Genomic DNA, 24,713 nt, shown 5'->3' with positions numbered 1-24,713 from the left:
CCGGGCCAGCGAACCTTCGCGGCGACCCATCCCGGTCCCCCGTTATGGAGGAGCGCAGGCGCGGCCCCACAAGAGTAAAGGTCAGTGCCGCCCCAGGGGCGACGCCGAAGGATAAAGTTTGGCCAATGCCCCTCTTGAGCCTCGCTTTTGAGACGTCTGGCCCTCCGCTTATCCGGAAGGTTGCCACAGGCCGCGTGCCGGATGGACGTCAGGCATGAGGCCGTTCCCCCCAGCCCGACCCGCCGAGGACACGGAGGCGCTCCAGTTGTTGCCGGTGCTGCGCCGCGCGGCCCCCTGGATTGTGTTGGCTACGGCCCTGGCTGCGGGGGGCATGTATGCCCTGGCCCGGCAGCAGACTCCGCTGTACGCGTCAACGGTGGCCCTGGTCACCGGGGCCAATGCCTACGCCAGCAGCCTGATTGACGTGGCCGCTCCTCCCAGCCCACCCCCAGGTGCAATTGCCCAGGCGCTGCGCAGCGAAACCGTCCTCAACGATGTCGTCCGGCGCCTGGGCCGCACCTCCCTGGAAGACGGGCAGGTCCGGCAAATCGCGGCCGACCTGCAGCAGGAACTGGTCGAGGAGAACTTTACGCGCTTCACCGTGAAGGCGCCGGACGACCCGGATGTGGGGGGCGTGTATGAGATTCGGGCGGTGGCCGAGACGCCGGAAGGGGCACGTGTCCTGGCGGCGGTGGGTGCTACCGCCTTGCAGCAGTGGGACCGCGACCGCACCCAGCAGGACGTCGACCGGGCACAGGTCATCTTGCAGCGCCAAGCCGACGAGTTGTCCCAGTTGCTGGAGACGGCGTCAAACGGCACGGCCGAGCAGCAGCGCCTGCGCCAGACCCTGGGGGAAGTGCGCCGCACGCTGACCTATGTCAACAGCCTCCAGACCTCTGTGGAGGGCTCTCTGGCCGTCGTGGCACGGCCCGTCGCGCCCCGTGAACCCGTCTCTCCCAACCCCCTGCGCGACGCTCTGCTGGCCGGGCTCCTGATGGCCCTGCTCGCCACCGGCCTCGCCCTGCTCTGGAACTTCCTGCGGCCCCGCGTCCACGGCGCTGCGGACGTCGGCCGCCTGGGGCTCCCCGTCCTCGGACAGTTGCCGCAAAGGCGCCGCGCCGCGCCGCGGGAGACGGGCGCCTCCGAGACCTGGGGGAAGGGGCTGGCGTTTCTGACCCTCAACCTGCTGGCCAGCAGCGAGGGGGCCGGGCATCGGCGCTTCGTGCTGGCCAGCGCTCAGCCCGGTGAGGGGACCAGCAGCGTCGCAGCGGGCCTGGCCGCCACCCTGGGCGAGCGGGGATACCGGGTGCTGGTCGTCGAGATGGAGCGGCCGGTTCCGGCTCAGCAGGCCCTGTGGGCGCCTTCCCCACTCCGCTGGATCACCCTGCCGTCGGAGGGTCCGGAAGCTGAGCGGGCCGGCGTTCAGCCGTACCACGAACACAGCGTGATGGCCCTGCAGGTGGCCCCGAATGTCGACCTCCTGCCTGCCAGTGAGGTCCGGGCCGTCACGCAGCGCCTCGGACGCCGGGCCTCGCTGTTCGAGCAGCCCGGCTTCAGTCGGCTGCTGGGACTGTGGGGAGGGGGCTACGACGTGGTGCTGGTGGACGCGCCTCCCCTCCTGAACGTCCCGGATACGGCGGCCGTCGCCTCCCACAGTGATGGGCTGCTGCTGGTGGTCGCCGCCGGACGAACCGAAGTGCAGCATGTGGGCAATGCCCTCCAGACGGCCCAGGCCGCTGGCGCTCCCGTCCTGGGCGTGGTGCTCAACCGCAGCCGCGCCGCACGGTCAGCGCCGATTCATGCTCCCCTGGCAGAAGTGCGCTCCCACGAGCACTGGACCCCGCACCGGGAGATGGCCGAGGCCGAGTGATCCGGATTCTGGCTGCACAGTGGGGGCAGAACGGGACGTCCCGACCGGACTCGTCAAGCGGCGCCAGCAGAGGGAGCGGGAACAAGGATGACGGAGAGGAGTGAAGGCACTGCCGCAAAGAGAAGGGGCCATCACGGAGAATCCGGCATCCATAGGACCCAGTCGCGCGGTTCCCAAGGGGTCTCCACCTCTTCCCCGCCCGGTCCGGAGGCCCCGGTGCCTGCGGCCCTCTATCTTCCCTTTTACCTGTATTTCTTCGTCATCCTGATGCTGCCCGTCTCGGCCAATGGCCTCAAGGCTGGGCTGGCGGCGCTGGCGGCCCTGGCGACGTTCCTTCAGTTGACCCGGCGTGGACGGTTCACGCTGCACCCGTCGACCCTGAGGGCCGCGCTGCTGGCCCTGTGTACCAGCTTGGCCTGGTTGCTGTACGGGTTGCTGAGGCAAAACCCTGGGGCGCTGTTCTCCACCCTGATCTATCTGATCTGGCCCACGTTCTACCTCGTGGTCTTCACGACTGCCCTCTCGTCGTGGTCCGTGTACCGGGTGCTGCGCCGCCTGATGCTCCTGAGCCTGCTGCTCCTGAGTCTGTTCATTCTCTATTTCGTCGCCTACAGCTTTGGCCTCGCTCCGGCCACGCCCCTGCTGGCCCTGCCTTTTGGACAGGGCATCGCCAAATACGAGGGCTTCACGGCCCTGCGGTTTTACGCGATCTCGACCCTGATCTTCCTGATTCCCTACGCCGCGGCCAAGCTGCTCTTTCCCGCCCCCGGCGCTGGCCGCTGGCAACGGGGGCTGACCGCCGCCGCCTTCCTTCTGGGCGTCGCGGCCATTCTCTTCACGGGGCGCCGGGCCGCCCTGGTGACGGTGGCGCTGGCCGTGCCCCTCACCCTGACGCTGGTTCAGTTCTCGCCGGGGCCGCTGCGCCGCCGGGCCACCCGCGGCATGGCGGGGCTGGTTTGCCTGGCCGTGCTGGGAGGTGGGGTCTCGGCCGCCTTCTTTGAAGGTCCCCGCGTCCTGATCGGCTCACTCGCTGGCCAGGTCAGCCGCAGCCTCTTTGCCTCCGAACAGACGGCCGACGATGTGGTCCGTGTCGAGCAGGCGGACTCCCTGCTTGACGGCTGGGTAAAAAGCCCCCTGGTGGGGGCGGGCCTGGGGGCCACCACCGGCTACCTGCGGTCCGAGCGGTCCTGGAACTACGAGCTTCAGTACCACATGCACCTGTTTCAGATGGGCGTGCTGGGCGTGCTGCTCTACGGCCTGGGAATCGCCTGGATCTTTCGCAACGGCGTGCGGATCATTCGGCGGGGCGGGGAGGCAGGCTCCGAGATGACTGCGCTGCTGACCGGGCTGACCTGCTTTCTGGTGGCCAACGCCACCAACCCGTACCTGCAGGCCTACGGCCATCTCTGGACCCTCTTTCTGCCGGTGGCCGTGATCAACCTGATGAAGCGCCGCGGTCAGATCTGAGCGCCCCTGGTGGGCGGCAAAGCCTTCTGATACGGATTCTGCCCGTTCCGTTAACACCTCGGAATCTCACTGGGTTGCCAACTTCACGCCCAGAACCCGCTCCGCTCCTGCTCGCTCGATTTGGATTGAATCATTCCGTAGGGGAAAACGGAGTGGACGGCAACCGTATCACGGGCGCAGGTCGCGCCGGGGGCTGAGGGGAGCCTCACCCTGCGCCCCGGGTTCGGTCCGCGTGCCCTGAAAGGCTGGCATGGTCGCCTCGCCCGCCGCGCTGACGCCCTCACGCCGCAGCACCTTGCCCACGGTCCTCCACAAGATGGCGAGGTCAAGGCGCAGGGTCCAGTGGTCCACGTACCAGACATCGAGATCAAATTTCTCCTCCCAGGAGATGGCGTTGCGCCCATTGACCTGCGCCCAGCCGGTCAGCCCTGGCCTCACCTCATGGCGCCGGGCCTGCTGCGGCGTGTAGCGCGGCAGGTATTCCATCAGCAGCGGCCGTGGTCCCACCAGGCTCATGTCACCCCGCAGGACGTTGAAAAGTCCCGGCAGTTCGTCAAGCGACGTGGCCCGCAGCCAGCGCCCCAGCGGCGTCATGCGCATGTGGTCCGGAAGGGGCTGGCCCTGAGCGTCCGCCGCGTCCCGCAGGGTCCGGAACTTGTAGAGGGGAAAGGGACGCCCCCGCAGGCCTGGCCGGAGCTGCCGGAACAGCACCGGCTGGCCGAGTCGCCACCGCACCAGCAGGGCCACCCCCAGCATGACGGGCGACAGGACCAGCAGCCCGGCGGCCGCCCCCACGACATCTATTCCACGCTTGATCAGGGCCTTCATGACAGCTCGAACGCCTCCAGCATCTGCTTGTTGACCAGGGTGACATCGTATTTCTGGCGGGCGAGCTCCAGACTGGCCTTTCCCATTCGCCCCGCCAGGCCAGGGTCGTCCAGAAACTGGGCCATGGCCTCCGCGAGCGCCGCCGGGTCTCCCGGGGGCACCAGAAACCCGTTGTGCCCCGGCGCAACGGTCTCGCGGCATCCCGGCGTATCGGTCGTGATGATCGCCCGTCCGGTGGCCAGGGCTTCCAGCACGGATCGCGGGACCCCCTCCCCGTACGCCGAGGGCAGGACGAACACGTGGCAGGCCGCCAGGTAGGGCCGGACGTCGTCGGTGGCGCCCACATAGTCCACCAGGCCCTCGGCCTGCCACGCTTCCAGCTCTTCCCGGCGAATTCCGGAGGGATTGCTGTCCAGGGGACCCACCAGCACGAAGCGGGCACGCCCACGGGAAGCCAGCAGGCGGGCCGCCTGAACGTACTCGGGAATCCCCTTGCCGCGCAGCAACCGCCCCACCAGCACAAAGGTCAGGTCACCAGCAGGCTGGGGGGCCTGGCGGTAGTGGGTCAGGTCCACGCCTGACCCGTCCACCAGCCGCGTGCGGGAGGCGGGCACCAGGTGGCGGGACGTGAACACGGCCCGGTCGTCCGGATTCTGAAAGATGGCCGTGCGGCCCAGGCGCAGCGCCAGGGCATAGAGAACTTGGACCAGCCGCCGCAGCCGCCGGGTGCGGGGGTCCGTCTCGGTGAAGATGGAGCCCAGTCCGGTCACCATCGCGTAGATGCGGCGCACTCCCGCCGCCCGCGCCGCGAACGACCCGAAAATCACCGGTTTGATCGTGTAGGCGAACACCAGCTCTGGCCGTTCCTGACGGATGACCCGGTACAGGCCCAGGCTGCTGCCCAGGTCGTGCAGGGGATTGAGCCCGGTGCGCCGGAAGGGGACGGCGCGGTACCGCACCCCCAGGCCAGCGAGCTTCGCCTCCGTCTCCGGGTCCTGTTCGGGGGCGACCGCTACCACCTCGTGGCCCAGCTCGACCAAGCGGCGCAGCAGGGGACCGCGGAAATTCGGCAGCGAGGGCGCGTACCCGGCGATCACAAGCACCTTCTCGGGACGGCGCGTCACCGGGCCTCCGGCGCCGCGTAGAAGTCGCGGTACCACGCCACGAACCGCTCGATGCCCACCTCGATGGGCGTCGCGGGCTGCACCCCGAACTCCTGAACCAGCCCCTCCACGTCCGCGAACGTGGCCAGGACGTCTCCGGGCTGCAGCGGCAGCAGCCGCAGCTCCGCCCGCCGCCCCAGGGCCGCCTCCAGCACCCGGATCAGGTGCAGCAGCTCCACCGGCTGGTGGTTGCCCACGTTGTACAGCCGGTAAGGGGCGCGGCTGGTGCCGGGCACCGGATCGTCACTGTTCCATGCAGGGTCCGGCACCGCCGGGCGGTCCACGATGCGGGTGACGCACTCCACGATGTCGTCGATGTAGGTGAAGTCCCGCTGCATCTGCCCGTGGTTGTACACGTCGATGGGTTCCCCGGCCAGGATTGCGCGGGTGAACTTGAAGAGGGCCATATCGGGCCGTCCCCAGGGACCGTACACGGTGAAAAACCGCAGACCCGTGGTGGGCAGGCCATAAAGGTGGCTGTAGGTGTGAGCCATGAGCTCGTTGGCCTTTTTGGTTGCGGCGTAGAGGCTGATGGGGTGGTTCACGGGATCGTCCACCGAAAAGGGCAACCGGGTGTTGGCCCCGTACACCGAGCTCGACGAGGCGTAGGCCAGGTGCTGCACCCCGCTGTGGCGGCAGCCTTCCAGAATGTTGGCAAACCCCACCAGGTTGCTGCTGATATACGCCTCGGGATGGTCGATGGAGTAACGCACCCCGGCCTGGGCGGCCAGATGCACCACGGCGGTGGGCCGCTCGGCCCCGAACAGCTCCGCAACCGCCGGACGGTCCGCCACGTCCAGCCGGACTTCCCGGAATCCAGCATGGGTCCGCAGCCGGTCCAGCCGGGCTTCCTTGAGGGCCACGTCGTAATAGGGGTTGAGGTTGTCCACCCCGATCACCTCGTCGCCCCGTTCCAGCAACCGCAGGGCCAGGGCCGAGCCGATAAATCCGGCGGCTCCCGTCACCAGGATCTTCATCGCGTCCCTTCCAGGACGCCGGACTCCCGCTGCTCGCGCAGCCACAATTCCAGGGTCAGGAGCATGTAGACCAGGGTCGCCCAGTTGCGGTCGGGCAGCAGTCGCCGTGCCAGGAGGCCGTCCACGAAGGTCGGGTCCACCCAGTCGCGCACCTGGGCGTCCGGCGCCCCCAGCGTGTCGTGCAGGACCTCCCGGAAGTCTTCCCGGAGCCACCGCTCCAGCGGAATCTCGAAGCCCCGCTTGGGGCCCTGCACCACCGCGGCGGCCAGGGGTTCCCGGTACGCGTCGCGCAGCACGGCCTTGGCCCGGCTTCCCCGGACCCGGTAGGTGCCCGGCAGCCGCAGGGCGAACTCTGCCAGCCGGTGGTCCAGCAGCGGGGAACGGGCCTCCAGGGAGTGGGCCATGGTCGCGATGTCCATCTTCACCAGCAGGCCCGAGAGCAGGTTGAACTGCAGGTCCAGCGCCACCTGACTGTCCAGCAGGTCCAGCCGGGGGTCCAGCCGGGCAGCGACGCGGTCCTCGGTCGGCAACTGCGGCGCACCGCGCCAGATGTCCCGCTTGTCCTGCTCGCGCAGGATGTCCGTGGTCCAGGTCAGGTACCGCTCGCCCGCAGGTTGCGTGAGGCCGCGCACGAAGCGGGCGCCGAAGCCCAGGGCCGAGCGCCGCGCGGCGGGCTGACCCAGGGCCTGCGACACTCCCCGCAGGACGGGCCGGGGCAGGTGGGAGAAAGGAGACGCCCACTGCGCCGCCACATACCGGCGGTAACCGCCGAACACCTCGTCTCCCCCATCGCCATTGAGCACCACCTTGACGTGTTCGCGGGCCAGCTGGGCGATGCCCAGACTGGGAATCGCGCTGGGATCGGCGAAAGGCTGGTCGTACTGCCGCACGAGGGCCTGGAGGCTGCCCAGCGCCTCCACCTTCAGCGGCAAGACGGTATGCTGCACGCCCAGTCGGCGGGCGGTCTGCGCCGCGATGGCCGACTCGTCAAAGGCGCGGTCCTCCACCGCGACCGTGAAGGTCTGAAGGGTGTCTCCCACCACCTGCGCCGCCTCGTACGCCACCACCGTGCTGTCGACCCCCCCCGAGAGAAACACCCCCAGGGGGACGTCCGACCGCAGGCGGAGCCGCACGGCCTCGGCCACGAGGTCCCGCACCCGCTCCTGGGCCTCCCCATAGCCCAGCGGGTGCTTGGGCAAGAACTCGGGCGCCCAGTACCGCTGGATCTTCAGCCCGCTCTCGTCGAGGGTGGCCCAGCTGCCTGGCGGCAGGGCGTAGACGCCGCGGAAGATGGTCGAGGGTTGCGGCACCGAGCCCAGCGACAGGAAGTCGTAGAGGGCCTGTGGATTGAGGCTCAGCGGTTCCCCACACTCCGCAGCCATCGCGCGCAGCGCCTTGAGTTCCGACGCGAACAGCCAGGCCCCCGCAGACGTCTGCAGGTAATACAGCGGCTTCTTACCGAAGCGGTCACGGGCCAGCACGACGCGGCGCCGCCGCCGGTCATGCAGGGCGAACGCGAACATGCCGCGCAATTCCTGGACCAGTTCGGGTCCTCTTTCCTCGTACAGGTGAACGAGCACCTCGGTGTCCGAGGAGGTGGCCAGGGTATGCCCCCGCGCCCGCAGCCCCGCCCTCAGCTCCTTGTAGTTGTAGATTTCCCCGTTAAAGACCACCGCCACGCTGCCGTCCTCGTTGTAGAGGGGCTGGTCCCCCCCCGCGAGGTCGATGATGGCCAGCCGCCGCATCCCCAGATGGACGTCCGGGGTGTGGTAGAGCCCCTCTCCATCGGGACCCCGGTGCCGCAGCGCCTCCAGACCGCGGCGGAGGGTGCCCTCGCCCACCGGTCCCTGTTCCTGGGCATGCCAGATTCCCGCAATTCCGCACATATCAACCCCCCGCCAGGCGCCTGAACAGCTGCGCCACGGCGTGCGCCTGAGCTTCCAGGCTGTAGTGTTCCACGACGCGCCTGCGGGCACCGGCCCCCAGACGGCGGCGCAGCTCGGGACGGCCTATCAGTTCGCCGAGCCGCCGGGCGAAGGTCGCGTCATCCGGAGCCAGAAATCCGGTTTCCCCGTCGGCGATGACCTCGCGGTTGGCCCCGATGTCCGTGGCCACGCTGGGCAGGCCCATGGCCCCGTACTCGATCAGTTTGAAAGCGCACTTGCCGCGCGCGTACTCGTCGTCCTGGAGCGGCATGATGCCGATGTCCAGCTCTCCCAGCGCCTGGAGGTAGCCGTCCAGGGTCCACTCGGTGAACTCGGCCCCTGCCGCCCTGACCTCTTCGCGCACGCTCGCCGCAGCGATGACCCGGAAGTCTGCGCCGTGGTCACGGCAGGTGGCGACCACGGCGGACAGGACCGGCCTCAGGTAGCTCTGAAACGAGGCCCCCGTCCCAATCCAGCCCACCAGCGGCCGGACCCTCGGGTGGGGTGGCCTGGCCAGCGGCCTGTAGATGTGCGGATCGATGACCGTGGGCACCACCAGGGTCTGGGTTTCGGGACTGATCAGGCCGACGTAGCGTTCCAGGTGAGTATTGCCCACCGTGGCCGCGTGGCTGCGGCGCAGCAGGGAATCAATGGGATACTCCGTGAACACCGCGTCATCCATATCAAAGACCACGGCCCGCGCCGTTCGGCCCAGCAGCCGCGCGAAGGGCTCATGCCAGGCGGGCGCGATCTGACGGTGAATCCAGACCAGGTCGTAACGCCCCGCCTGCACCACCTCCAGCAAGCGGCGCGTGCCGCGCCCCGCCAACGCCGCCAGCATGGGGACGTCCAGACGTTTGTGGGCCATCCAGCGCCGGTACATCTCCGGGGTCATGAAGGGCCGGATGTCCAGCGACACGCCTTCGCGCTCCAGAAAGGGACCGAAGTTGTAGGTCCGGTAGCGGGAGCTGGGGCCTTCGGGGGGGTAGGGGGTCAGGGCCAGCACTCTCATGGCGTCTCCTGGCGAGTGGAAGGAACGTCGTCGGTGGGGACCTTCCGGCCCTGCCAGCGGGAAGCCAGGACCAGGGCCAGGGAGTAGCTACCGTAGCATGCCGCAATGTACGGCACGGCCAGCGCCCGTTCGGGCACCAACGCGGCCAGCACCAGCAGAAGCAGAAATCCGGTCACCAACCCCAGTTGCCACGGAAACGGGATGGGTGCCCTGGCCGTGACCTGCTCGAGCCGGGCCACGCCCAGCAGGAAGGTGGCGGGGATCATCCAGGCGACATAGTCCGCTGCCCCAGCGTAGGCCGGGCCGAACAGCAGGGTGATCAGCGGTCGGCTGATCACGGTCAGGCCAGCTCCGGCCAGAGCGACCAATAGGTAGATGGGCCACCGGGGACCGGACGGGCGCCGGATCAGCACGGCGGACAGGGCGGTGTACACCTGAAAATAGATGTTGGTGAAGGTGTTGGAGATGGCGTAGAGCCCCGCGCTCGTCTCCCCCAGCACGAACCGGACGATCGGCAACTCCAGGCAGAAGCTCAGGACGGTTTCCGGGAAAGCGACGCTGGCATACCTCCGGCTCCATCCCCAGACCGCCCGCGGACCCGCTGTGCCCGGCAAGGACGCACGCTGATCGGAAACCAGACGGGCGCTCAGCAGGGCGGCCAGGCCCACGGTGAGCAACCACGCCGCGTAAAAGGCGCCGTAGTGATGGGTCGGGAAGACCGCCAGGAACAGCAGCAGTTGCAAGACGGCCTGCGCCGCGTTCAGCACGAAGAGGGTCCGCAGCCGGTCCAGATGAAGCAGCAGGGCCGAGTGTATTCGCAGGACGCTGACGAGCCCAGCACCCAGCAGGGTCGTCAGCGCCAGCGCCGGTGCCAGGTCCGTGAACATCACGAAACCGACCATCACCGGCAACAACGCCGCGCTGCCCAGTGCGGCGGCCTGGTAGTACGCCGTGAGGCTGGCCCGCTCCACGCCATCCTTTTGAATCAACTGCTCGAACCCGAGCGAGCCCAGACGGCTGAACAGTTGTCCCCCCAGCAGCAACAGGGCCAGGGTGCCCCGGTCCTCGACCGACAGGGCGCGGGCAGAACACACGCCGATGGCCAGGCCAATCAGGGTGACGGCGTATCCCTGGGCGATCAGTTGCAAGGCCCGTCCGGCCGCTGAAGTCCGGTGGGCGGCCAGGTACCGCAGCAGCGCGCCGCCCTGGCCCCTCACCGCCTTGTTTCCCCGAGAAGCGGTGAAGGCCCCCGGCGGCAGGGGGCGGTGCCGTGTGCCGCACTCCCGGAAACCGGCTCTTTCCGTTGCACGCTCCCCAGGTCCCACCAGCCTGCCAGGAAAACCCGAGGCGCGGGAGCGACCCGCCACGCCCGGTGGCCCAGCCGCCTTCCTCCCTGCCCCATCTGACGGGTCAGGCTGGACTCTCCAGTTCCCCCCACATGGCCGGAAACGGTCAGGGTTCTCACGGGCTTCACAATAGCCCGGCTTCTGCCTGCGGGACTTCTGGCGACGGCAGCTCCGTCAGCGCCCCCGACTCGACCTGCCGGAGAACCTGACCCGCTTGGACAAGGCTGGCAACTGCGCTGAGTGTTGACTGGTCAGATTCACACTTCTTCCACCACGGCGCCTCTGGACGCTGGATTACTTTCCAGGCAGCGCCTCCTGCGGCAAGCGCCCAGCTGGTGCGCCCGCGCTCAAGCTGATGCCAACACAGACCCACCACAGTTCGGCAAAGTGCTGGCTTGGCACGGCGATGACAACGTCGACGACGTTCATGGCCGTGAACCCGAGGAGCACGGCGAGCACGAACGGGTCAACGATCTGGGTCGCCCGCCACAGGGCGTAGCCCATAACGCCGAGCAGTCCTGCCACGCCGATCAGACCTGTCTCGAGCAGCCAGTGGAGCCAGGCGTTGTGGGCGATCAACCAGACGCTCGACCAGCGGCTGATCTCCTCTGGACAGGTAACGCCGCTCCGGACCAGGGTCGGAGTCAGCTGACATCCATCCTTGAAGAGGAACGTCAGGTACGGTCCTCCCTGGTAGGCCCCCACGCCCCCCAGCGGGGAGGTTTGCCAGCCGAGCACAGCATCTTTCCAGATGTATTCGCGTCCGCTCGTCTGGTCATTCAACAGTCGGTCAAGCGGTTGGAGCGGAAGTTGGAGGGAGTTGGAAGCCGCCGCGAGGCCAAGCACCAGCGCCGCTGGCAGCAGCACCCACCACCGGCGTTGCCGACCACCCAGGGCCAAAGCTGCCAGCGAGCCGACACCCAGGGCGAGCAGTGGTCCCCGGCTGCCAGCGGCGATGAAGGTCATCAGCGCGAGCAACCCGGCGGGCCAGCGCCACCACACCCGCGTGCCGCGCCAGAACATCACCAGCCAGAGAGCGGTGACTGCCACCAGTCCCAGGGAGACGACGGAATAGTAGGGGTGTCCAAGTCGCGCCTGCACCCCACCGAAGCCCTGCGCCACCAGGGTATAGGCCCAAGCCGTTCCGAACACGGCCAGCTGCCCCCAGAGGAGGGGACGTACGTTCGAGCTCTCACGCAGGTACACGCCCGCGGCAATCATGGCGAAGATCAGCAGGGTACGGCCAACGGCCAGTCCCAACGACAGCAGGGGCGCGGGCGTGAAGAGGGCCGCGATCAGTTGGGTGCTGGCGAAGAAAAAAAGGACGTATCGCGCTGGAAGGGGAAGCTGGCGCAACTGACCCAGACACCCCAACGCGACCAAATACAGCGGCGGGAAAAGGGGAACCAGAGCTATCAACCAGCTTACCCACTTCGGTGGAGTTGAGACGGGGGCAGCCGCTGGAGAAAAGCTCACGCGTGCCAGTATAGAAACGCGCAGCTGAGGGCAGAACGTCCGCGCCACCGAGATGCAGCCACGACGGATCCTGGACAAGGCGTGGTTCTTCCTGTCGGGGGTATGGGCCGCAGTCCCGCTTCTCGCCAGCGCGGAGCCGACGGCGTGTTCAGTTTGCAGCGGCTGCTGCGGGGCGTTTCAGCCGCAGGCCCCCCCCTGGAAGTGAAGGCCCGGACCGGGTCGGCCTGCCTCTTGGACGCCCCGCACAGCCCGTACCGTGGCCCGTCCTTTCCCTCACCGGACCCGACGCTTCTCACCTGATTTGCGCCCTGTGCCCATTCGCCCATGAGCCCACTGAACTTGGTCCCCAATGAGCCTACGCGGATCGCGCGGCCGCTCCAGCACGTTACGGCCCCGTCAGATCCCCGAGCCACCCCCCCCGGCCTTCCCGGCATAACCGACCGGTCGGACACGGCCAATCGTCCCGCCCAGGCGGACTAAATTGACGCCCGATGAATGCCCTGTCCCGCAAGTCCTTTCTGCTCCTGACCCTTGCCGCACTGGGGTCCGCCCAGGCCCGCACGGTCACCGACGACCTCGGCCGTCAGGTCACCATCCCCGACGCGCCCAAGCGGGTGGCGGCGCTGAGCCCCTTTCTGGTCGAAGGCGTCTTCGCGGTTGGCGTGACGCCCGTCGCCCGGCCCAGCAGCGCGACGTACCCGCAGGCGGCGCTGAGGGTGCCCGAGGTGGGCCTGAGCTACACGCCGAACCTCGAGCGCCTCGCGGCGACCCGGCCCGACGTGGTGTTCGTCTCCAGCGTCTCGCAGCGGCAGCTCATTCCCAGCCTGGAGAAGCTGGGGATCCCGGTCGTGGCACTGCAGAGCAGCAGCGTGAACGATGTCTACGGGATGCTCCAGCGCTTCGGCACCTGGCTGGGCCAGCCGGGGCAGGCCGCGCGCGCCGAGAAGACTCTGCGGGCCGCCGTGGCCGCCGCCCGCGCCAAGGGGGGGTCGCGGCCCCTGAACGTCTTTACACTGGTGGGCACACCCCAGAGCTTTTTCGGGGCCAAGAAGGAGTCCTTTACCGGCAACCTGATCGCGGCGCTGGGGGCGCGGAACGTCGCCAAGGGGCCGGACGACAAGCGCTACACCGGCTTTACCCCCTACTCCTTCGAGCGGCTGCTGGCCGACAACCCGGACGTGATTATCGTGATCAAGCCGACCACCACGGGACAGCAGCAGGGCAGCGTCCTGGACGACTTCCGGCGCAACCCGCTGTGGCAGAAGCTGCGGGCCGTGCAGTCGGGCCGCGTCTACGAGATCGCCCCCGAGGTGGTGCTCTCCAGCCCCGGTCCCCGCGCCGCCGAGGCCATCGGCGAACTCGCCCGCTTCATCTACCAGAAGTGACCGTGGGCCTGTCTAGGTCATGCTGAACCGCTCTGTCGCGGTCTCCCCCACCGCCGCCGGGCGGTCGCCGGGCACCTTCGTGCTGTGGCTGGCCGGGGCCTTCGCCGTCTTGCTCGCCGCGCTCGTCCTGGCGGTCACGCGGGGGTCGGTGCCCGTCTCGCCCGCGCAGATCGTGGAGGTCCTGCGCGGGGGCGGGGACGACCTCGCCCGCACCGTGATCCTGGACCTGCGGCTGCCACGGGCGCTGCTCGCGGCGGTGGTGGGGGGCAACCTGGCCGTCGCCGGGGTCCTGCTGCAATCGGCCTTGCGCAACCCGCTGGGCGATCCCCACCTCGTCGGCGTGAGTGCGGGGGCGGGCCTGGGGGCGGTGCTGGCGTTCTCCTTCTTCGCGGGGAGCTTCGCAGCGCTGCCGCTCAGTGCCTTCGCGGGGGCGCTGCTCAGCGCGGTGATCGTCTATGGGCTGGCCTACCGAGAGGGGGCGCAGCCGCTGCGGCTCATTCTGGCGGGGGTGGCCCTCACCAGCCTGCTGGGGGCGGCGACGAACGCGCTGCTGAGCGTGTCCAGCGCTCCGCTTCCGGTCGTGATGTCCTGGCTGATGGGCGGCTTTTCCGGGCGCAGTTGGGGCGAACTCGAAGCCCTGCTGCCCTGGAGCGTGGTGGGCCTGATCGCCGCGCTGGTCGCCTCAAGGGCGATGAACGTGCTGGCGCTGGGCGACGAACTCGCGCACGGGCTGGGGCTGCGGGTCGAGCGGCTGCGGTTAGGGCTGCTGGCCCTGGGGGCGATGCTCGCGGGGGCCAGCGTGGCGGCGAGCGGCGTGATCGGCTTCGTGGGGCTGGTGGTGCCCCACGTCGCCCGCCTGACGGTGGGCGCGGCCCATGAACGGGTGGTGCCCCTCTCCTGGCTGCTGGGGGCGGCGCTGCTCGTCGTGGCCGACACGGCCGCCCGCCTCCTGCTCGACCCGACCGAGCTCCCGGTCGGCATCTTCACGGCGGCGCTGGGTGCCCCGTACTTCCTGCACCTGCTGCGGAGGCGGGTGTGACAGCGGCGCTGGATGCTCAAGGCCTGTACGGGGGGCCAGGGGGCCTGATCGCGGGGCTGGACCTGCATCTCGCGCCCGGCGAGCGGGTGGCCTTGATCGGCCCCAACGGCAGCGGCAAGAGCACGCTGCTGCGGCTCTTGGCGCGGCAACTGGCCCCCCGTGGGGGGACGGTCTGCCTGGAAGGCCGCGACCTCGCCCAGCTGGGACGGCGGGAGGCGGCGCGGTCGCTGGGCATCCTGCCGCAGGCCCCCGCCCTGCCCGAAGGCGTGACGGTGCGCGAACTCGTGACTCGGGGGCGCTTTCCGCACCGGGGGCTGCTCTCCGGGGGCGGGGTGAGTGACAAGGACCTCGTGGAGCAGGCGCTGCGTGACACCGGAATCACCCACCTCGCGGAGCGGGAGGTCCACGGCCTCTCGGGCGGCGAGCGCCAGCGGGCCTGGATCGCCATGGCGCTGGTGCAGGAGCCGCGCGTGCTGCTGCTCGACGAACCCACGACCTACCTCGACCTTGCCCACGCGCACGAGGCCCTGGGGCTCCTCCAGCGCCTCGCCACCGAGCGGGGCATGACCCTGTTGATGGTCCTGCATGACCTCTCGCAGGCCAGCCGCTTCGCCACGCGGGTAATCGCCCTGCGAGCCGGACAGGTGGTCGCCCAGGGACCTCCCGCCGAGGTCATCACGCCGCCGTTTCTGCGGGAGGTATACGGGCTGGAGGCCCGCGTCCTCCCCGACCCCGAAACCGGAACCCTGCTGATCATCCCGCGCTCCTGAAGTGCGGGATTTTCTTATGGATGAGGGGGAACCTCACAGGAGGCTCAGGAAGGCCCCTTCAAGGCGGCGAGGTGACCCGGAGTTCATGGGGCAGAGCGCAGGGGCCTTCACGGCTTTCCTGGGAGCCGCACGGCCCATCCGCATCCGAGCTCGACCATCATCCGGACCGCAGAGAGGTCTTCAGCTCATCTACGAAGCTCTGGGCTTCCAGCACCGCGAGGCGGCGGTAGGCCTCCTCCAGCAGCGCGAGGGCGTCCATCTCCCCTTCCAGCAGGCGGTGACGCAGCGTGTCGAGTTCCAGCGGGGTGAATTTGCGGTGGTAGAGCAGCGACACCCGCTTGACCGCGAAGGTGGCCCGCTGCTCATCGCCGAGGCCCTGAAGCTGCTCGGGCAGGCCGGGCGTCGCGGAGGGCTCAGCGGGGGCGAGTTGAGTCTGGGCCGGAAGGGCCGGGGCGCGGCGGCTGGGCGCAGGATCGTCCTCGACGTACTGGTCGGGATGCTTGATCAGGTGCACCAGGGCGTGGGCCGCCGTCTTGCGCAGGGTAAGCTTGCCGGATTTGAGCAGACGCTCGAAGAGGTCGATGCGGCTCAGCAGCACCGTCGTCCGGTACTGGCGGGCAAGTTGCCGCGAGACGCCGTCGGCCACCCCGTGCAGCCGCAGGCGGTGCAGCAGAGCTGGGCTGACCGGTGTGAATTCCGGCGAGAACACGTAGCGCAACCGCTGCTGACGCCCCCGTCCGCTGAGGCCGACCTCCTGGAGGTAGCCCCGGCGCAGCAGCTCCTCATGGGGGCCTTCCAGGGCGCGGCGGATGGCGTCGGGGCGGGTGTTGGGCAGCTTGCACTGGTCCGCCCACTCGATCAGGCCGACCTCGTACTCGTCAATCAGTTCGTCGGGGTCTTCCGGGTTGTAGCGCATGGCGTCGAGCAGCCGGAAGATGATGCGGGTGCGTGGCCGCGAGAGCGACTGCATGAAGTCGAGGTTCAGCGGCTTGGTGTACCCGCTGCGCAGGGAAGCGACCAGCGGCTCGGCCAAGCGGATGCGCAGCATGCTGCGCTCGTCGAATCGTCCCGACTCGCCCTGGTGGGTGTACTCCAGCAGTTCGATAAAGTGGAATTTCGCGGTGGTCCAGCGCCGGTTGGGATGGTCGCGCCAGCCCCCGCTGACCTCGAAGGAGCTGGTGTGCAGCCGGTCGAGGCTCACCGCGAGCATTTCGCGGTACTTGCCGCTGCGGTGGAAGTTGGCGAGCTGCATCAGCTCGGACACCGCCAGGATCATCTCCCCGTCCTCGGGCAGCCCGATGCTCATGTAGTGATCGAGCAGGGCGCTGCTGACGTCGTTGTCGATCCCGTGCGGCACCCCGTAGTCCGGCAGGGCGCGGCACGCCACCCGGACTACCCGGTCCCCCTGCTGGTAGGTGACCCGCCAACTGTGCTGCTGCACGACCTGATCCTGGGCCGACACGAGGTTCAGCCGTCCCCAGTTCAGATCGTCGAAGCCTGCCCGCTTGTGGTCGTCCATAGGTTCCCTGGTGTTGGATAGTAGTGCTTTCTGGAAAAGATTTTGGAAAAGATATTGGTGAAAAAACACCACCAAAGCGGCGTTATACATGTCGTCTCATACGGCGTTTTCGGATTTTTCTCCACAGGTGTGTCTCAGCAAACGCCACAGGTATGTCTCAGGCAGGCAGGCTTTATGCCACAGGTATGTCCCAGAGGCCGAAAAAAACGCCACAGGTGTGTCTCAGCAAACGCCACAGGTATGTCTCAGCAGGCCTCTGAGACATACCTGTGGGGAATGGTCCGAATCCCACAGGTATGTCCCAGCGGAAGAGAGTCAAACCCCACAGGTATGTCTCAGGCAAAACACGGCAACTCCACAGGTATGTCTCAGGGAATCCCACAGGTATGTCTCAGGCACAGACTGGGCCAACAACTGACCAATTGGCAGCCATCAAGACACTGCAAGGTGGCCCATACAGAAGGCTGGGGCCAATTGCCATTTTGCTTTCTCAGTCAGTTATCGAACGTCAAATAAAGTGAAATAAGGCACAAGAGATTCCTGTTAGGTGGCTGTCTTTGGACCCAGTCCTCCGAACTGTTCTTTTTGAAAAGAACAGGTTCCTTTCGGTCGAGGGCACTGTGGCAGAGGCCGTTTTAGCTGGGGAATTAGGAGGTGGGGGTCGCACCATAGGTGGCTTAGGCCGATTCAGCGTCTAGGTCATGAACGCATCTCTACTTTCAGACCTACCTTGGTGACCAAGTCTTTCGATGGTCCGGCTGACGCGGCGGCGCCCTCCATTCTAAGAAGGACAGCACCGCTGCCCACTTATCGGCCGTGCGTTCTTTTCAAAAAGAACGGTGAACCGGGCTATGGTGAGGGCATGAACATCCTCACCGTCTTCAACCACGCGGGAGGCGCGGGCAAAACCAGTGTGACCCGAGAGGTGGGTTACGAGTTGAGTCAGCAGGGCCAGCGCGTGCTGTTGATCGACCTTGATCCCCAGGCCAACCTGACTGGGTGGCTGGGGGTCAGCGGGGTGGAGCGCCCAGAGACGGTCTACAGCGTTGCAGTGGACGGCGCACGGCTACCGACGCCCCGGCAGACGCATGGCCTCTCGCTGATTCCCTCGCACGTCAGCCTTGCTCTGGCAGAAAATCAGATGATGGGCCGGGTGGGGGCACACGCCCGCTTACGCCGCGCCCTGCTGGAAGTCGCGGAAGACTACGACCTCGTGCTGATCGACAGTCCGCCCAGCCTGGGGCAACTGTCGATTCTGGGAGCCATCGCTGCCGACCACATGATTGTCCCGGTCCCCACCCGCCAGAAGGGGTTGGACGCCCTGCCGGGGCTGACCGAGGCTTTTCAGGAGTACCGGGATGTGCGGCCGGACCTGACGGTGGCCCTCTACGTCCCGACCCTATATGACGCCCGGCGTCTGCACGACCGGGAGGTGCTCGCGGCCCTGCAGGACAACCTTGCTCCGCTGGCCCGCCCGGTGCCGCAGCGGGAAGCGGTCTGGCTTGACAGCACGACGGCAGGCCAGCCCGTGGGCCTGTATGCACCGGGTTCGCCCGTGCACGGGGACGTGCGGCGCCTGGCAGAAGACGTGGCGCGGGCCGTGGGCCTGAAAGTCCGGGGAGGGGCGGCGTGACCCGTAAGCGGCCACAGCGTGAGCTGGGGGGCCTGCTGGGAGGCGCCCAAGCCCTGACCCAGGCAGGCCCGGAAGTTCAGCGCCTGCCGCTTGAGCAGTTGCGGCCCTACGGGAGCCAGCCCCGGCGCTACATCGGCACGGAGGAACTGGAGCGGCTGACCCGCAGCGTGCGGGAACAGGGCGTCTTGCAGCCACTGCTGGTCCGGCCCGCCTCCTCGGGGGGAGGCTTCGAGATCGCGGCCGGAGAGCGCCGCTACCGGGCGGCCCTGGCAGCAGGACTGGCCGAGGTGCCTGTGCTGGTGCGGCCCCTTACCGACTTGCAGATGATCGAAGTTGGTCTGGTTGAGAACCTGCAGCGCGAGGGCCTCTCACCCATCGACGAAACCGAGGGACTGCTGCGGTTGATCGCCCTGCGCCTGGACCTCACGCCGGGGGGAGCGCGGCAGGCCCTGATGGCCAATCTCCGCAACCCCGACCCGCAGCAGGTGGCGTTGCTGGAGGACGTCTTCGCGCTGGTAGGTCAGCAGACGTGGCAGAGCTTCGCCAAAAACAAGCTGAGGATGTTGCAATGGCCGCCGGAGGTGCTGGAAGCCATGCGGTCCCACGGCCTGCCCTATAGCGTCGCTGGGATCGTCGCCGCCGTCGCCGACGAGCACCGCCCGCGCCTGCTGGACATGGCCCTGGGAGGGGCCACCGGGCGCGAACTGCGTGGGGCCGTCGCCGCGCTGCGGCCGATTCCCCCAGCTGACCCGCTGGTGGTGCGGCAACTCGAACAGGTGCGCCGGACCCTGGGCCACCCCCGCTTCCTTCAGCAACTTGGGCGTGGTCAGGAAGCCGAGTTGAAAAAGTGGCTGAAACAGATGCCAAAGTGGATGCGGGAAAGGGTGGAGGAAGGGGCTGACCCGACGTGAACGCGGGGGGAATCGCGCGGACTCCACCACCTGTTCTGAAACTGGACACTTCTGTCCAGGTAAGATGGATTCACGACCGCCCTGTCCACGGCTGGCCCAACCGGGGTTCCCGGTGGCCCTTGACGTACCCTGCTCAAGCGTGAGTAAAGTTATGCAGTCCACGCGCTGCTGAACACCGCTCAGCATCCCGGCACTGACCTTGCCCCTGTTTCCGGTGCCAGTCTGATTGCAAATCCAGCAGCAAACTTGGAGGCGCATGAAAGGCAAACGGTACACCGAACAACAGATCCTGGACATCCTCGGGCAGCTTGAAGCGGGCACACCCATCAGCGATCTGACGCGACTTCATGGAGTCGCGATGACGACCATCTACCGCTGGAAAGCCAAGTACGGCGGCATGACCAAAGACGAAACCCGGAAGTTCCGCCAGCTAGAAGCAGAAAACCAGCGTCTCAAGAAGCTGGTGGCAGACCTGTCGCTCGACAACGCCATGCTGAAGGAGGTGGTAGGACGAAAGTGGTGACGCCTGGGACGTCGTCCCAGGCGCAGACGCCCCTTAAAAAGCAGATGGTGACCCTCCTGCGGGATTCTTTTGCGGTCAGCGAACGTCGGGCCTGCCGGGTGCTGGGCTTCTCCCGGACCACGCACAGACGGAACAGCCCCAAAAGGGAAAAAGACCAGCGCCTGGTCGAGCGTCTCCGCACACTGGCCCGAGAGCGACCTCGGTTCGGGTATCGGCGGATTCACCTGCTGCTGAGCCGAGAGGGTATCGCCGTCAATCACAAGCGTGTCTACCGGATGTACCGGGCCGAAGGGCTGGCCGTTCGGAAGAAGGAGCGCCGCAAGCTCAGCGTAGGAGAGCGCCAGCAGAAACCTGCGGTTTCTGCGCCCAATCAGCGGTGGAGCCTGGACTTCATGGCGGACCAGCTGGCCTCCGGGCAACGTTTTCGCGTTCTGAACGTCGTGGATGACTTCACCCGGGAGTGCTTGGCGATGCACGTCGGGACCTCTATCACGGGTCATGACGTCGTCCGCGCTCTGGAAGCGGTCGTGCGATTCCGGGGCAGACCGCAGGCCATCACCACCGACAACGGCCCGGAGTTCGCGGGCAAGGCCCTGGATCTCTGGACCCATGGGCGCGGCATCACGCACACCTTCATCCGGCCGGGGAAGCCCGTCGAGAACGCTTACATCGAGAGTTTCAACGGCCGCGTCCGAGACGAGTGTCTGAATCTGCACTGGTTCCAAAGCTTGGATCAGGCACGCCTGATCCTCTCTGCCTGGCACCAGGACTACAACGCCGTCAGGCCGCATACCTCGCTGGGTGGACGGACCCCGAACGAATTCGCCCGCCTAGAATAGGCGGGCTGAGGTACGCTGACTTTTGCAAATCGGCTGGTACCGCAATTGGGGCACCCTCAGCACGAATGCCGTCACCATCGCTGAGCAATCGCAGTTGCCCTATCCCTTTCTGGCCAAGGTACTGCGGCGTCTCGCGGAGATGAACTTCGTCACCTGTACGGAGGGCCGGGGCGGCGGCGTGACCTTCAAGGTAGACCCGGCCAGGATCAGTCTGCTCGACGTGATTGGGGCGGTGAACGGCCCGGTGATGCTCAATCCCTGCCAGACCAAACCGCGCTGCGCGACCCACCAGCGTACCGGTGAGCGCAACCTCAAGCGGGCGTGACGCTCGGCCTCGCGGGGCATCCGCGAGACTCTGAGGAGCATCACCCTGGTGCAACTTTGCAACACCCCTCGGCCGGTGAAACCGCGCCCGTTTGAGGGATATGGCGGGCGGGAGGTCGGGAACCGTAACACCGCCATGGATAGCAGCTTTAGGCGCTGAACCGGCAACTGCTCGAATCGGCTGGAGAAGGCATCCTTAGGGTGGACCCCTCTGTCAACACGACCTTTGCCAATCCGGCGGCGCTGGCGATGACAAGCCACAGCTTGGGCGCGATGCTGAGATGCTCCCAGCATCCGCTGCTGCACCCTACCCGCTCGGACGGCCAGGTCTACCCGCGGAGGAGAAATGCCTGATCGGGCAGGCCCGGTAAGACGTCAAGGTCCGCCGCGCCGACGCAAAGGTCTTTTGACGTAGGGACGGCACTGGCTTCCCGGTGGAGCACGTCGCCATGCAGCGAGATTCTGAGGGCCATGGTGACCTTCAGTGACATCACGGCCAGCAAACAGGCCGAAGAAGCCCTGCGGCGCACCAACGGGGAATGCGGCGGTCCTCGAACAGGTCGCCTTTGTGCCAGAGCCGCCAAGTCTGAGCGGGTACGGCGGGCCGGACACATATGGCGGCGGGCAACCTCCATCTCAGGCCGCCCGCCGTTTTGAGGTGTCTACGCTGTAGCTCTGAAGCTCAGCCGGTTGCCCGCCGGATCGCGCACGTCCAGCCCTGCTCCATCACGGGTAAAGGGAACGCCCACCGCCTCCAGATGCCCGGCCAGCCGCTCGATCTCGGCAGCGCTCGGCAGCACCAGCTCCGCGCCCAGCAACCGGGCCGTCGCCTCGGGGGCGGGCCTGCCCCCCTCGCTCTGCCAGGCGTTCAGGCCGAGGTGGTGGTGGTAGCCGCCCACCGATACGAACAACGCCCCCGGCCAGCGGGACACCACGTCAAAGCCCAGAACGCCCCGGTAGAAGGCCTCGGCGGCGGCCACGTCCGTCACCCGCAGGTGGAAGTGGCCCATCACGGTGCCCTCCGGCAGTCCCTGGAAGGGCATCTCGGCGCCGGGCTCGGCCAGCAGTCCGGCGATGTCGACGGGGTCGGAGGCCATTTCCACCTGATCGAGGGTCCAGCGCCACTCTGGCCGTGGCCGATCGCGGTAGACCTCGATGCCGTGGCCGTCGGGGTCGTTCAGGTAAAACGCTTCGCTGACGAGGTGGTCACCCTGCCCGACCCGTAGCCCCAGTCCCGCCACGTGCCGCACCCAGCGGGCGAGGTCCACGCGGGTGGGCAGCAACACCGCGAAGTGGTACAGCCCAGGGGAGGAGCGGGGCGCGGGAGGCGCTCCAGGCACTTCCATCAGCCGCAGCAGCGGGCGGGTGGCCGTGCCCAGTTGGGCGGTCCCGTCCCCACGCTCCAGCACAGTCATGCCCAGCACCTGCCGGTAAAACGTGACGCTGCGGCTCAGGTCAGAGACGGTCAGCTCGGCCGCGCCGGGGGAGAGGTCGGGATGGAGGCGGTAGGCGGGGGGGGTGGTCATGGGTCCTCCGGGGGGTGGGGGAAAGGGGATGGGCTGACAGGAGCGCGGACTAGCGGTGAGGGAGGGCGGGTCAGGCCCGGCGGGTGATCAAAGCGTCGAGGGAGTACCGGCCAGCCCCCGTGAAGGCGAGGGCCACGCTGGCGGCAAACAGGGCCAGCACGAATTCGATGCCGTTGGGCGCGAAGAACCCGCCTGCCAGGTGAACCAACAGCAGGGCGCCGAGCATATCCAGCGCGAGCAGAACGCCCGTCACGCGGGTCAGCAGCCCCAGGATCAGTGCCGCGCCACCCAGCAGCTCAACCCCCGCCACGAGGGGTGCCGTGAGGCCAGGCAGTGGGGCGCCCATCTGGGTGAAAGCGCCGACCGTTCCGGAAAGGCCGAACTCGAAAAACTTTTGCAGGCCGTGCGCCACGAAAATCACGCCGATCAGCACGCGCAGTACGGTGAGGCCGAGGTCAAGCCCCTTGGGATGGGTAGGAGTAGACGGCAGCGTGGTCATGAGAACCTCCTTGTCGGGCTGAAAGTCGTGAAAACGAATATTTAGGCAAATGGGGAGCGCCGATTTAGCCGACCTGCCGACTTGCGGCGGCGACCTCATCGAGCAGGGCCAGCACCTGCCTGAGCTTCTGCGGCCCGAGGGCTCCAAGCTGCGCCCGGTGCAGGGTCGACAGTGGTGCGTCGAGGTCGGCCAGGAGGTCCCGGCCCTTTGGCGTGATGCTGCTCAGGACCACCCGGCGATCCTGGGTACTGCGGACGCGGGTCACCAGCGCCTGCTTTTCCAGCCGGTCGAGCAGGCGGGTCACGTCCGAGTCGCGGGTGATCAGCCGCCCGCCAATCTCGCCGCAGGTCAGCCCATCCTCGCCCGCCCCCCGCAGGATGCGCAGCACGTTGAACTGCGCCAGGCTGAGCCCAGACCCTTTCAGCACCTCGGCTGTCTGGTGCCCGAGATCGGCGGCCAACCGCTGAAGGCTCAGGTAGACCTGATGTTCCAGGGTGCTCGCGGCTTCAGCTTGAGGGGGAGAGATAGACATGAGGCACTTCCTTTTTGTCAAGAACAACGGTTAAACAATAGTCGTTGTAACAAAAATTGTCAAGATGGGATTTGAGGCAGGCGTGTGGAGCTGGTCATCGGCTCAGGAGTCGGGGGAGAGGGCCGCCTGATACGGATTGCGGATCATGATGTGTGGCGCCTCTGCTGCGGAGCAGAGCAAGGCTGGTACGCGGTGGCGCCCTCATACGGATTCCGATTAGTGATCCGTGCGTAAATATGTAGCGTAGGGCGTAACGGTTCCACCTTGGCGGCCCAGCCGCCTTACCCGCACCCAACAGGAGGAGCGGTGAGACGCCGCTCAGCCCGTCCTGTATGACCCCAAGCGCACCACTCGTGACCTGGCCTAGCAATTCGGGGTTGCCGAAGTGACCATCCGCGCGCGGCATGCGCGGCTGAGATGCGCCGGACAGGAAGCGCTTCCCGAGCCACCTGAACGGTTGACGCCTTCACGCAGATAGGCGCTCCACTGCCTAGACTCACGGTGATCCTCATATGCATGGCTTCGGCAGCAGTGACTGTACGATTTCAAGAATTCACCAGGTGATTGGCGTGAAGCACAGTGTAGGGCTTTACCGAGCGCATTTCTCTCGGAAACTTAGACGCTGGGACTTCTCCTACCAGCGGCCCGCATTGCGAGCCGTGAAGCGCAACGAAGAGGACATCGCCACCTGGATTGAGGGGCCCCCATGGTCGGCCCAGTCCAATTGCACTTCGAGCGTACCTCAGCCCGCCTGACTCAGGCGGGCGAACTCGTGTGGTGACTTTCCGTCCGGCGAGCTGTGCATGCGAATCCGGTTGTAGTCCTCTCGCCACGCTGCCACGACCAGACGGGCCTGATGGAGTGTTTAGAACCAGTGCAGGTTGAGGCACTCATCCCGCACGCAACCGTTGAAACTCTCAATATAGGCGTTTTCCACGGGCTTTCCGGGTCGGATGAATACCTGCTGGATACCTCGCCCGTGGGCCCACCGATCCAGAGCCTTGCTGATAAACTCAGGGCCGGGTACTGCTCCAGGAAATCCTTCAAGCAGCGTTGCGAGACTTCGCCGCTTCCAGCAGCTTAGCCCAGGGGCAGGCGTACCCCAGAGCTGAGTGAAGCCGGACCTGGTTGTACCAGTCACGAAATTTG

At 67.3% G+C, this 24,713-nt stretch carries 22 protein-coding genes and 1 pseudogene; 11 read left to right on the top strand and 12 right to left on the bottom strand.

Annotated features, from left to right (window positions below):
- Positions 1-214 precede the first annotated feature (214 nt).
- Complete coding sequence (locus F8S09_RS13165; RefSeq protein ID WP_152871955.1) at positions 215-1,870, top strand: tyrosine-protein kinase domain-containing protein; 1,656 nt, start codon at positions 215-217, stop codon at positions 1,868-1,870.
- A 216-nt stretch (positions 1,871-2,086) separates the two neighbouring features.
- A complete protein-coding gene (locus tag F8S09_RS13160) occupies positions 2,087-3,337 on the top strand; it encodes an O-antigen ligase family protein (RefSeq protein WP_152871954.1) in 1,251 nt (416 codons plus the stop codon).
- 168 nt (positions 3,338-3,505) lie between these two features.
- On the opposite strand, the gene F8S09_RS13155 is transcribed toward F8S09_RS13160, so the two are convergent.
- The 7 genes from F8S09_RS13155 to F8S09_RS13125 all read right to left on the bottom strand — a co-directional run bounded on the left by F8S09_RS13155 (position 3,506) and on the right by F8S09_RS13125 (position 12,064).
- Positions 3,506-4,165, bottom strand: coding sequence for a sugar transferase (locus F8S09_RS13155; RefSeq protein ID WP_152871953.1), 660 nt, complete (start codon positions 4,163-4,165; stop codon positions 3,506-3,508).
- Positions 4,162-5,289, bottom strand: a complete 1,128-nt coding sequence (locus tag F8S09_RS13150) for a glycosyltransferase family 4 protein (RefSeq protein ID WP_322618823.1) — start codon at positions 5,287-5,289, stop codon at positions 4,162-4,164. The genes F8S09_RS13155 and F8S09_RS13150 overlap by 4 nt, the downstream gene beginning before the upstream one ends.
- Positions 5,286-6,305 carry an NAD-dependent epimerase gene (locus F8S09_RS13145; protein WP_152871952.1) on the bottom strand — a complete coding sequence of 340 codons (1,020 nt, stop codon included), beginning with the start codon at positions 6,303-6,305 and terminating at the stop codon, positions 5,286-5,288. The genes F8S09_RS13150 and F8S09_RS13145 overlap by 4 nt, the downstream gene beginning before the upstream one ends.
- A complete protein-coding gene (asnB, locus tag F8S09_RS13140; protein ID WP_152871951.1) occupies positions 6,302-8,191 on the bottom strand; it encodes an asparagine synthase (glutamine-hydrolyzing) in 1,890 nt (629 codons plus the stop codon). Before asnB ends, F8S09_RS13145 begins: the two co-directional genes overlap by 4 nt.
- 1 nt (position 8,192) lies before the next feature.
- Entirely contained in the window at positions 8,193-9,242 is a 1,050-nt protein-coding gene (locus tag F8S09_RS13135) for a glycosyltransferase (RefSeq protein ID WP_152871950.1), read from the bottom strand.
- On the bottom strand, positions 9,239-10,459 hold the full coding sequence (locus F8S09_RS13130; RefSeq protein WP_152871949.1) for a polysaccharide biosynthesis protein: 1,221 nt from the start codon (positions 10,457-10,459) through the stop codon (positions 9,239-9,241). The genes F8S09_RS13135 and F8S09_RS13130 overlap by 4 nt, the downstream gene beginning before the upstream one ends.
- 423 nt (positions 10,460-10,882) lie before the next feature.
- Entirely contained in the window at positions 10,883-12,064 is a 1,182-nt protein-coding gene (locus F8S09_RS13125) for an O-antigen ligase family protein (protein WP_322618822.1), read from the bottom strand.
- Positions 12,065-12,555: 491 nt separating this feature from the next.
- Between F8S09_RS13125 and F8S09_RS13120 the strand changes: the two genes are divergently transcribed.
- Genes F8S09_RS13120 through F8S09_RS13110 form a run of 3 tightly spaced genes read left to right on the top strand, consistent with a single transcriptional unit; the run spans position 12,556 to position 15,258 of the window.
- Entirely contained in the window at positions 12,556-13,449 is an 894-nt protein-coding gene (locus F8S09_RS13120; protein ID WP_152871948.1) for an ABC transporter substrate-binding protein, read from the top strand.
- 19 nt (positions 13,450-13,468) lie between these two features.
- On the top strand, positions 13,469-14,488 hold the full coding sequence (locus F8S09_RS13115; protein ID WP_152871947.1) for a FecCD family ABC transporter permease: 1,020 nt from the start codon (positions 13,469-13,471) through the stop codon (positions 14,486-14,488).
- On the top strand, positions 14,485-15,258 hold the full coding sequence (locus F8S09_RS13110) for an ABC transporter ATP-binding protein (protein WP_322618821.1): 774 nt from the start codon (positions 14,485-14,487) through the stop codon (positions 15,256-15,258). The genes F8S09_RS13115 and F8S09_RS13110 overlap by 4 nt, the downstream gene beginning before the upstream one ends.
- Before the next feature lie 157 nt (positions 15,259-15,415).
- Here the strand turns inward: F8S09_RS13110 and F8S09_RS13105 are convergent, their stop codons facing one another.
- Positions 15,416-16,777, bottom strand: coding sequence for a replication initiator protein A (locus tag F8S09_RS13105; RefSeq protein ID WP_194165341.1), 1,362 nt, complete (start codon positions 16,775-16,777; stop codon positions 15,416-15,418).
- Between the two features lie 862 nt (positions 16,778-17,639).
- On the opposite strand from F8S09_RS13105, the gene F8S09_RS13100 reads away from it, so the two are divergent.
- From F8S09_RS13100 to F8S09_RS18340, 5 genes are all read left to right on the top strand, one after another.
- Complete coding sequence (locus F8S09_RS13100) at positions 17,640-18,410, top strand: ParA family protein (protein ID WP_152871945.1); 771 nt, start codon at positions 17,640-17,642, stop codon at positions 18,408-18,410.
- Positions 18,407-19,321 (top strand): ParB/RepB/Spo0J family partition protein, encoded by a 915-nt coding sequence (locus F8S09_RS13095; protein ID WP_322618820.1) that lies wholly within the window; start codon positions 18,407-18,409, stop codon positions 19,319-19,321. Before F8S09_RS13100 ends, F8S09_RS13095 begins: the two co-directional genes overlap by 4 nt.
- A 256-nt stretch (positions 19,322-19,577) precedes the next feature.
- Positions 19,578-20,683 (top strand): IS3 family transposase gene (locus F8S09_RS13090; protein WP_227978682.1). Its coding sequence is split into 2 segments (ribosomal slippage): positions 19,578-19,827 and positions 19,827-20,683, totalling 1,107 coding nucleotides; the frame shifts between segments, so codons are not numbered across the junction.
- A gap of 22 nt (positions 20,684-20,705) precedes the next feature.
- Positions 20,706-21,008, top strand: a complete 303-nt coding sequence (locus F8S09_RS13085) for an RrF2 family transcriptional regulator (RefSeq protein ID WP_152871944.1) — start codon at positions 20,706-20,708, stop codon at positions 21,006-21,008.
- A 155-nt stretch (positions 21,009-21,163) separates the two neighbouring features.
- On the top strand, positions 21,164-21,361 hold the full coding sequence (locus tag F8S09_RS18340; protein WP_152872006.1) for a PAS domain-containing protein: 198 nt from the start codon (positions 21,164-21,166) through the stop codon (positions 21,359-21,361).
- 308 nt (positions 21,362-21,669) lie between these two features.
- Here the strand turns inward: F8S09_RS18340 and F8S09_RS13075 are convergent, their stop codons facing one another.
- The 3 genes from F8S09_RS13075 to F8S09_RS13065 all read right to left on the bottom strand — a co-directional run bounded on the left by F8S09_RS13075 (position 21,670) and on the right by F8S09_RS13065 (position 23,564).
- The gene (locus F8S09_RS13075) at positions 21,670-22,533 is read right to left on the bottom strand and encodes a VOC family protein (protein WP_152871943.1); all 864 of its coding nucleotides are present in this window, start codon (positions 22,531-22,533) and stop codon (positions 21,670-21,672) included.
- A 70-nt stretch (positions 22,534-22,603) separates the two neighbouring features.
- A complete protein-coding gene (locus tag F8S09_RS13070) occupies positions 22,604-23,032 on the bottom strand; it encodes a DoxX family protein (RefSeq protein ID WP_152871942.1) in 429 nt (142 codons plus the stop codon).
- A gap of 64 nt (positions 23,033-23,096) precedes the next feature.
- The gene (locus F8S09_RS13065; RefSeq protein WP_152871941.1) at positions 23,097-23,564 is read right to left on the bottom strand and encodes a MarR family winged helix-turn-helix transcriptional regulator; all 468 of its coding nucleotides are present in this window, start codon (positions 23,562-23,564) and stop codon (positions 23,097-23,099) included.
- A gap of 512 nt (positions 23,565-24,076) precedes the next feature.
- Here F8S09_RS13065 and F8S09_RS18335 point away from each other — a divergent pair.
- Complete coding sequence (locus tag F8S09_RS18335; protein ID WP_152871939.1) at positions 24,077-24,319, top strand: helix-turn-helix domain-containing protein; 243 nt, start codon at positions 24,077-24,079, stop codon at positions 24,317-24,319.
- On the opposite strand, the pseudogene F8S09_RS18005 reads toward F8S09_RS18335, so the two are convergent.
- Positions 24,307-24,585, bottom strand: a pseudogene (locus F8S09_RS18005) (integrase core domain-containing protein); the annotation flags it as partial. The gene F8S09_RS18335 and the pseudogene F8S09_RS18005 sit on opposite strands and share 13 nt — an antisense overlap.
- Positions 24,586-24,713: the final 128 nt, after the last annotated feature.

The sequence above is a fragment of the Deinococcus terrestris genome, assembly GCF_009377345.1.
GTDB classification, from domain to species: domain Bacteria; phylum Deinococcota; class Deinococci; order Deinococcales; family Deinococcaceae; genus Deinococcus; species Deinococcus terrestris.
Note: the sequence above shows the minus strand (reverse complement) of the source record. Positions and strands in the feature narration are given on the sequence as shown.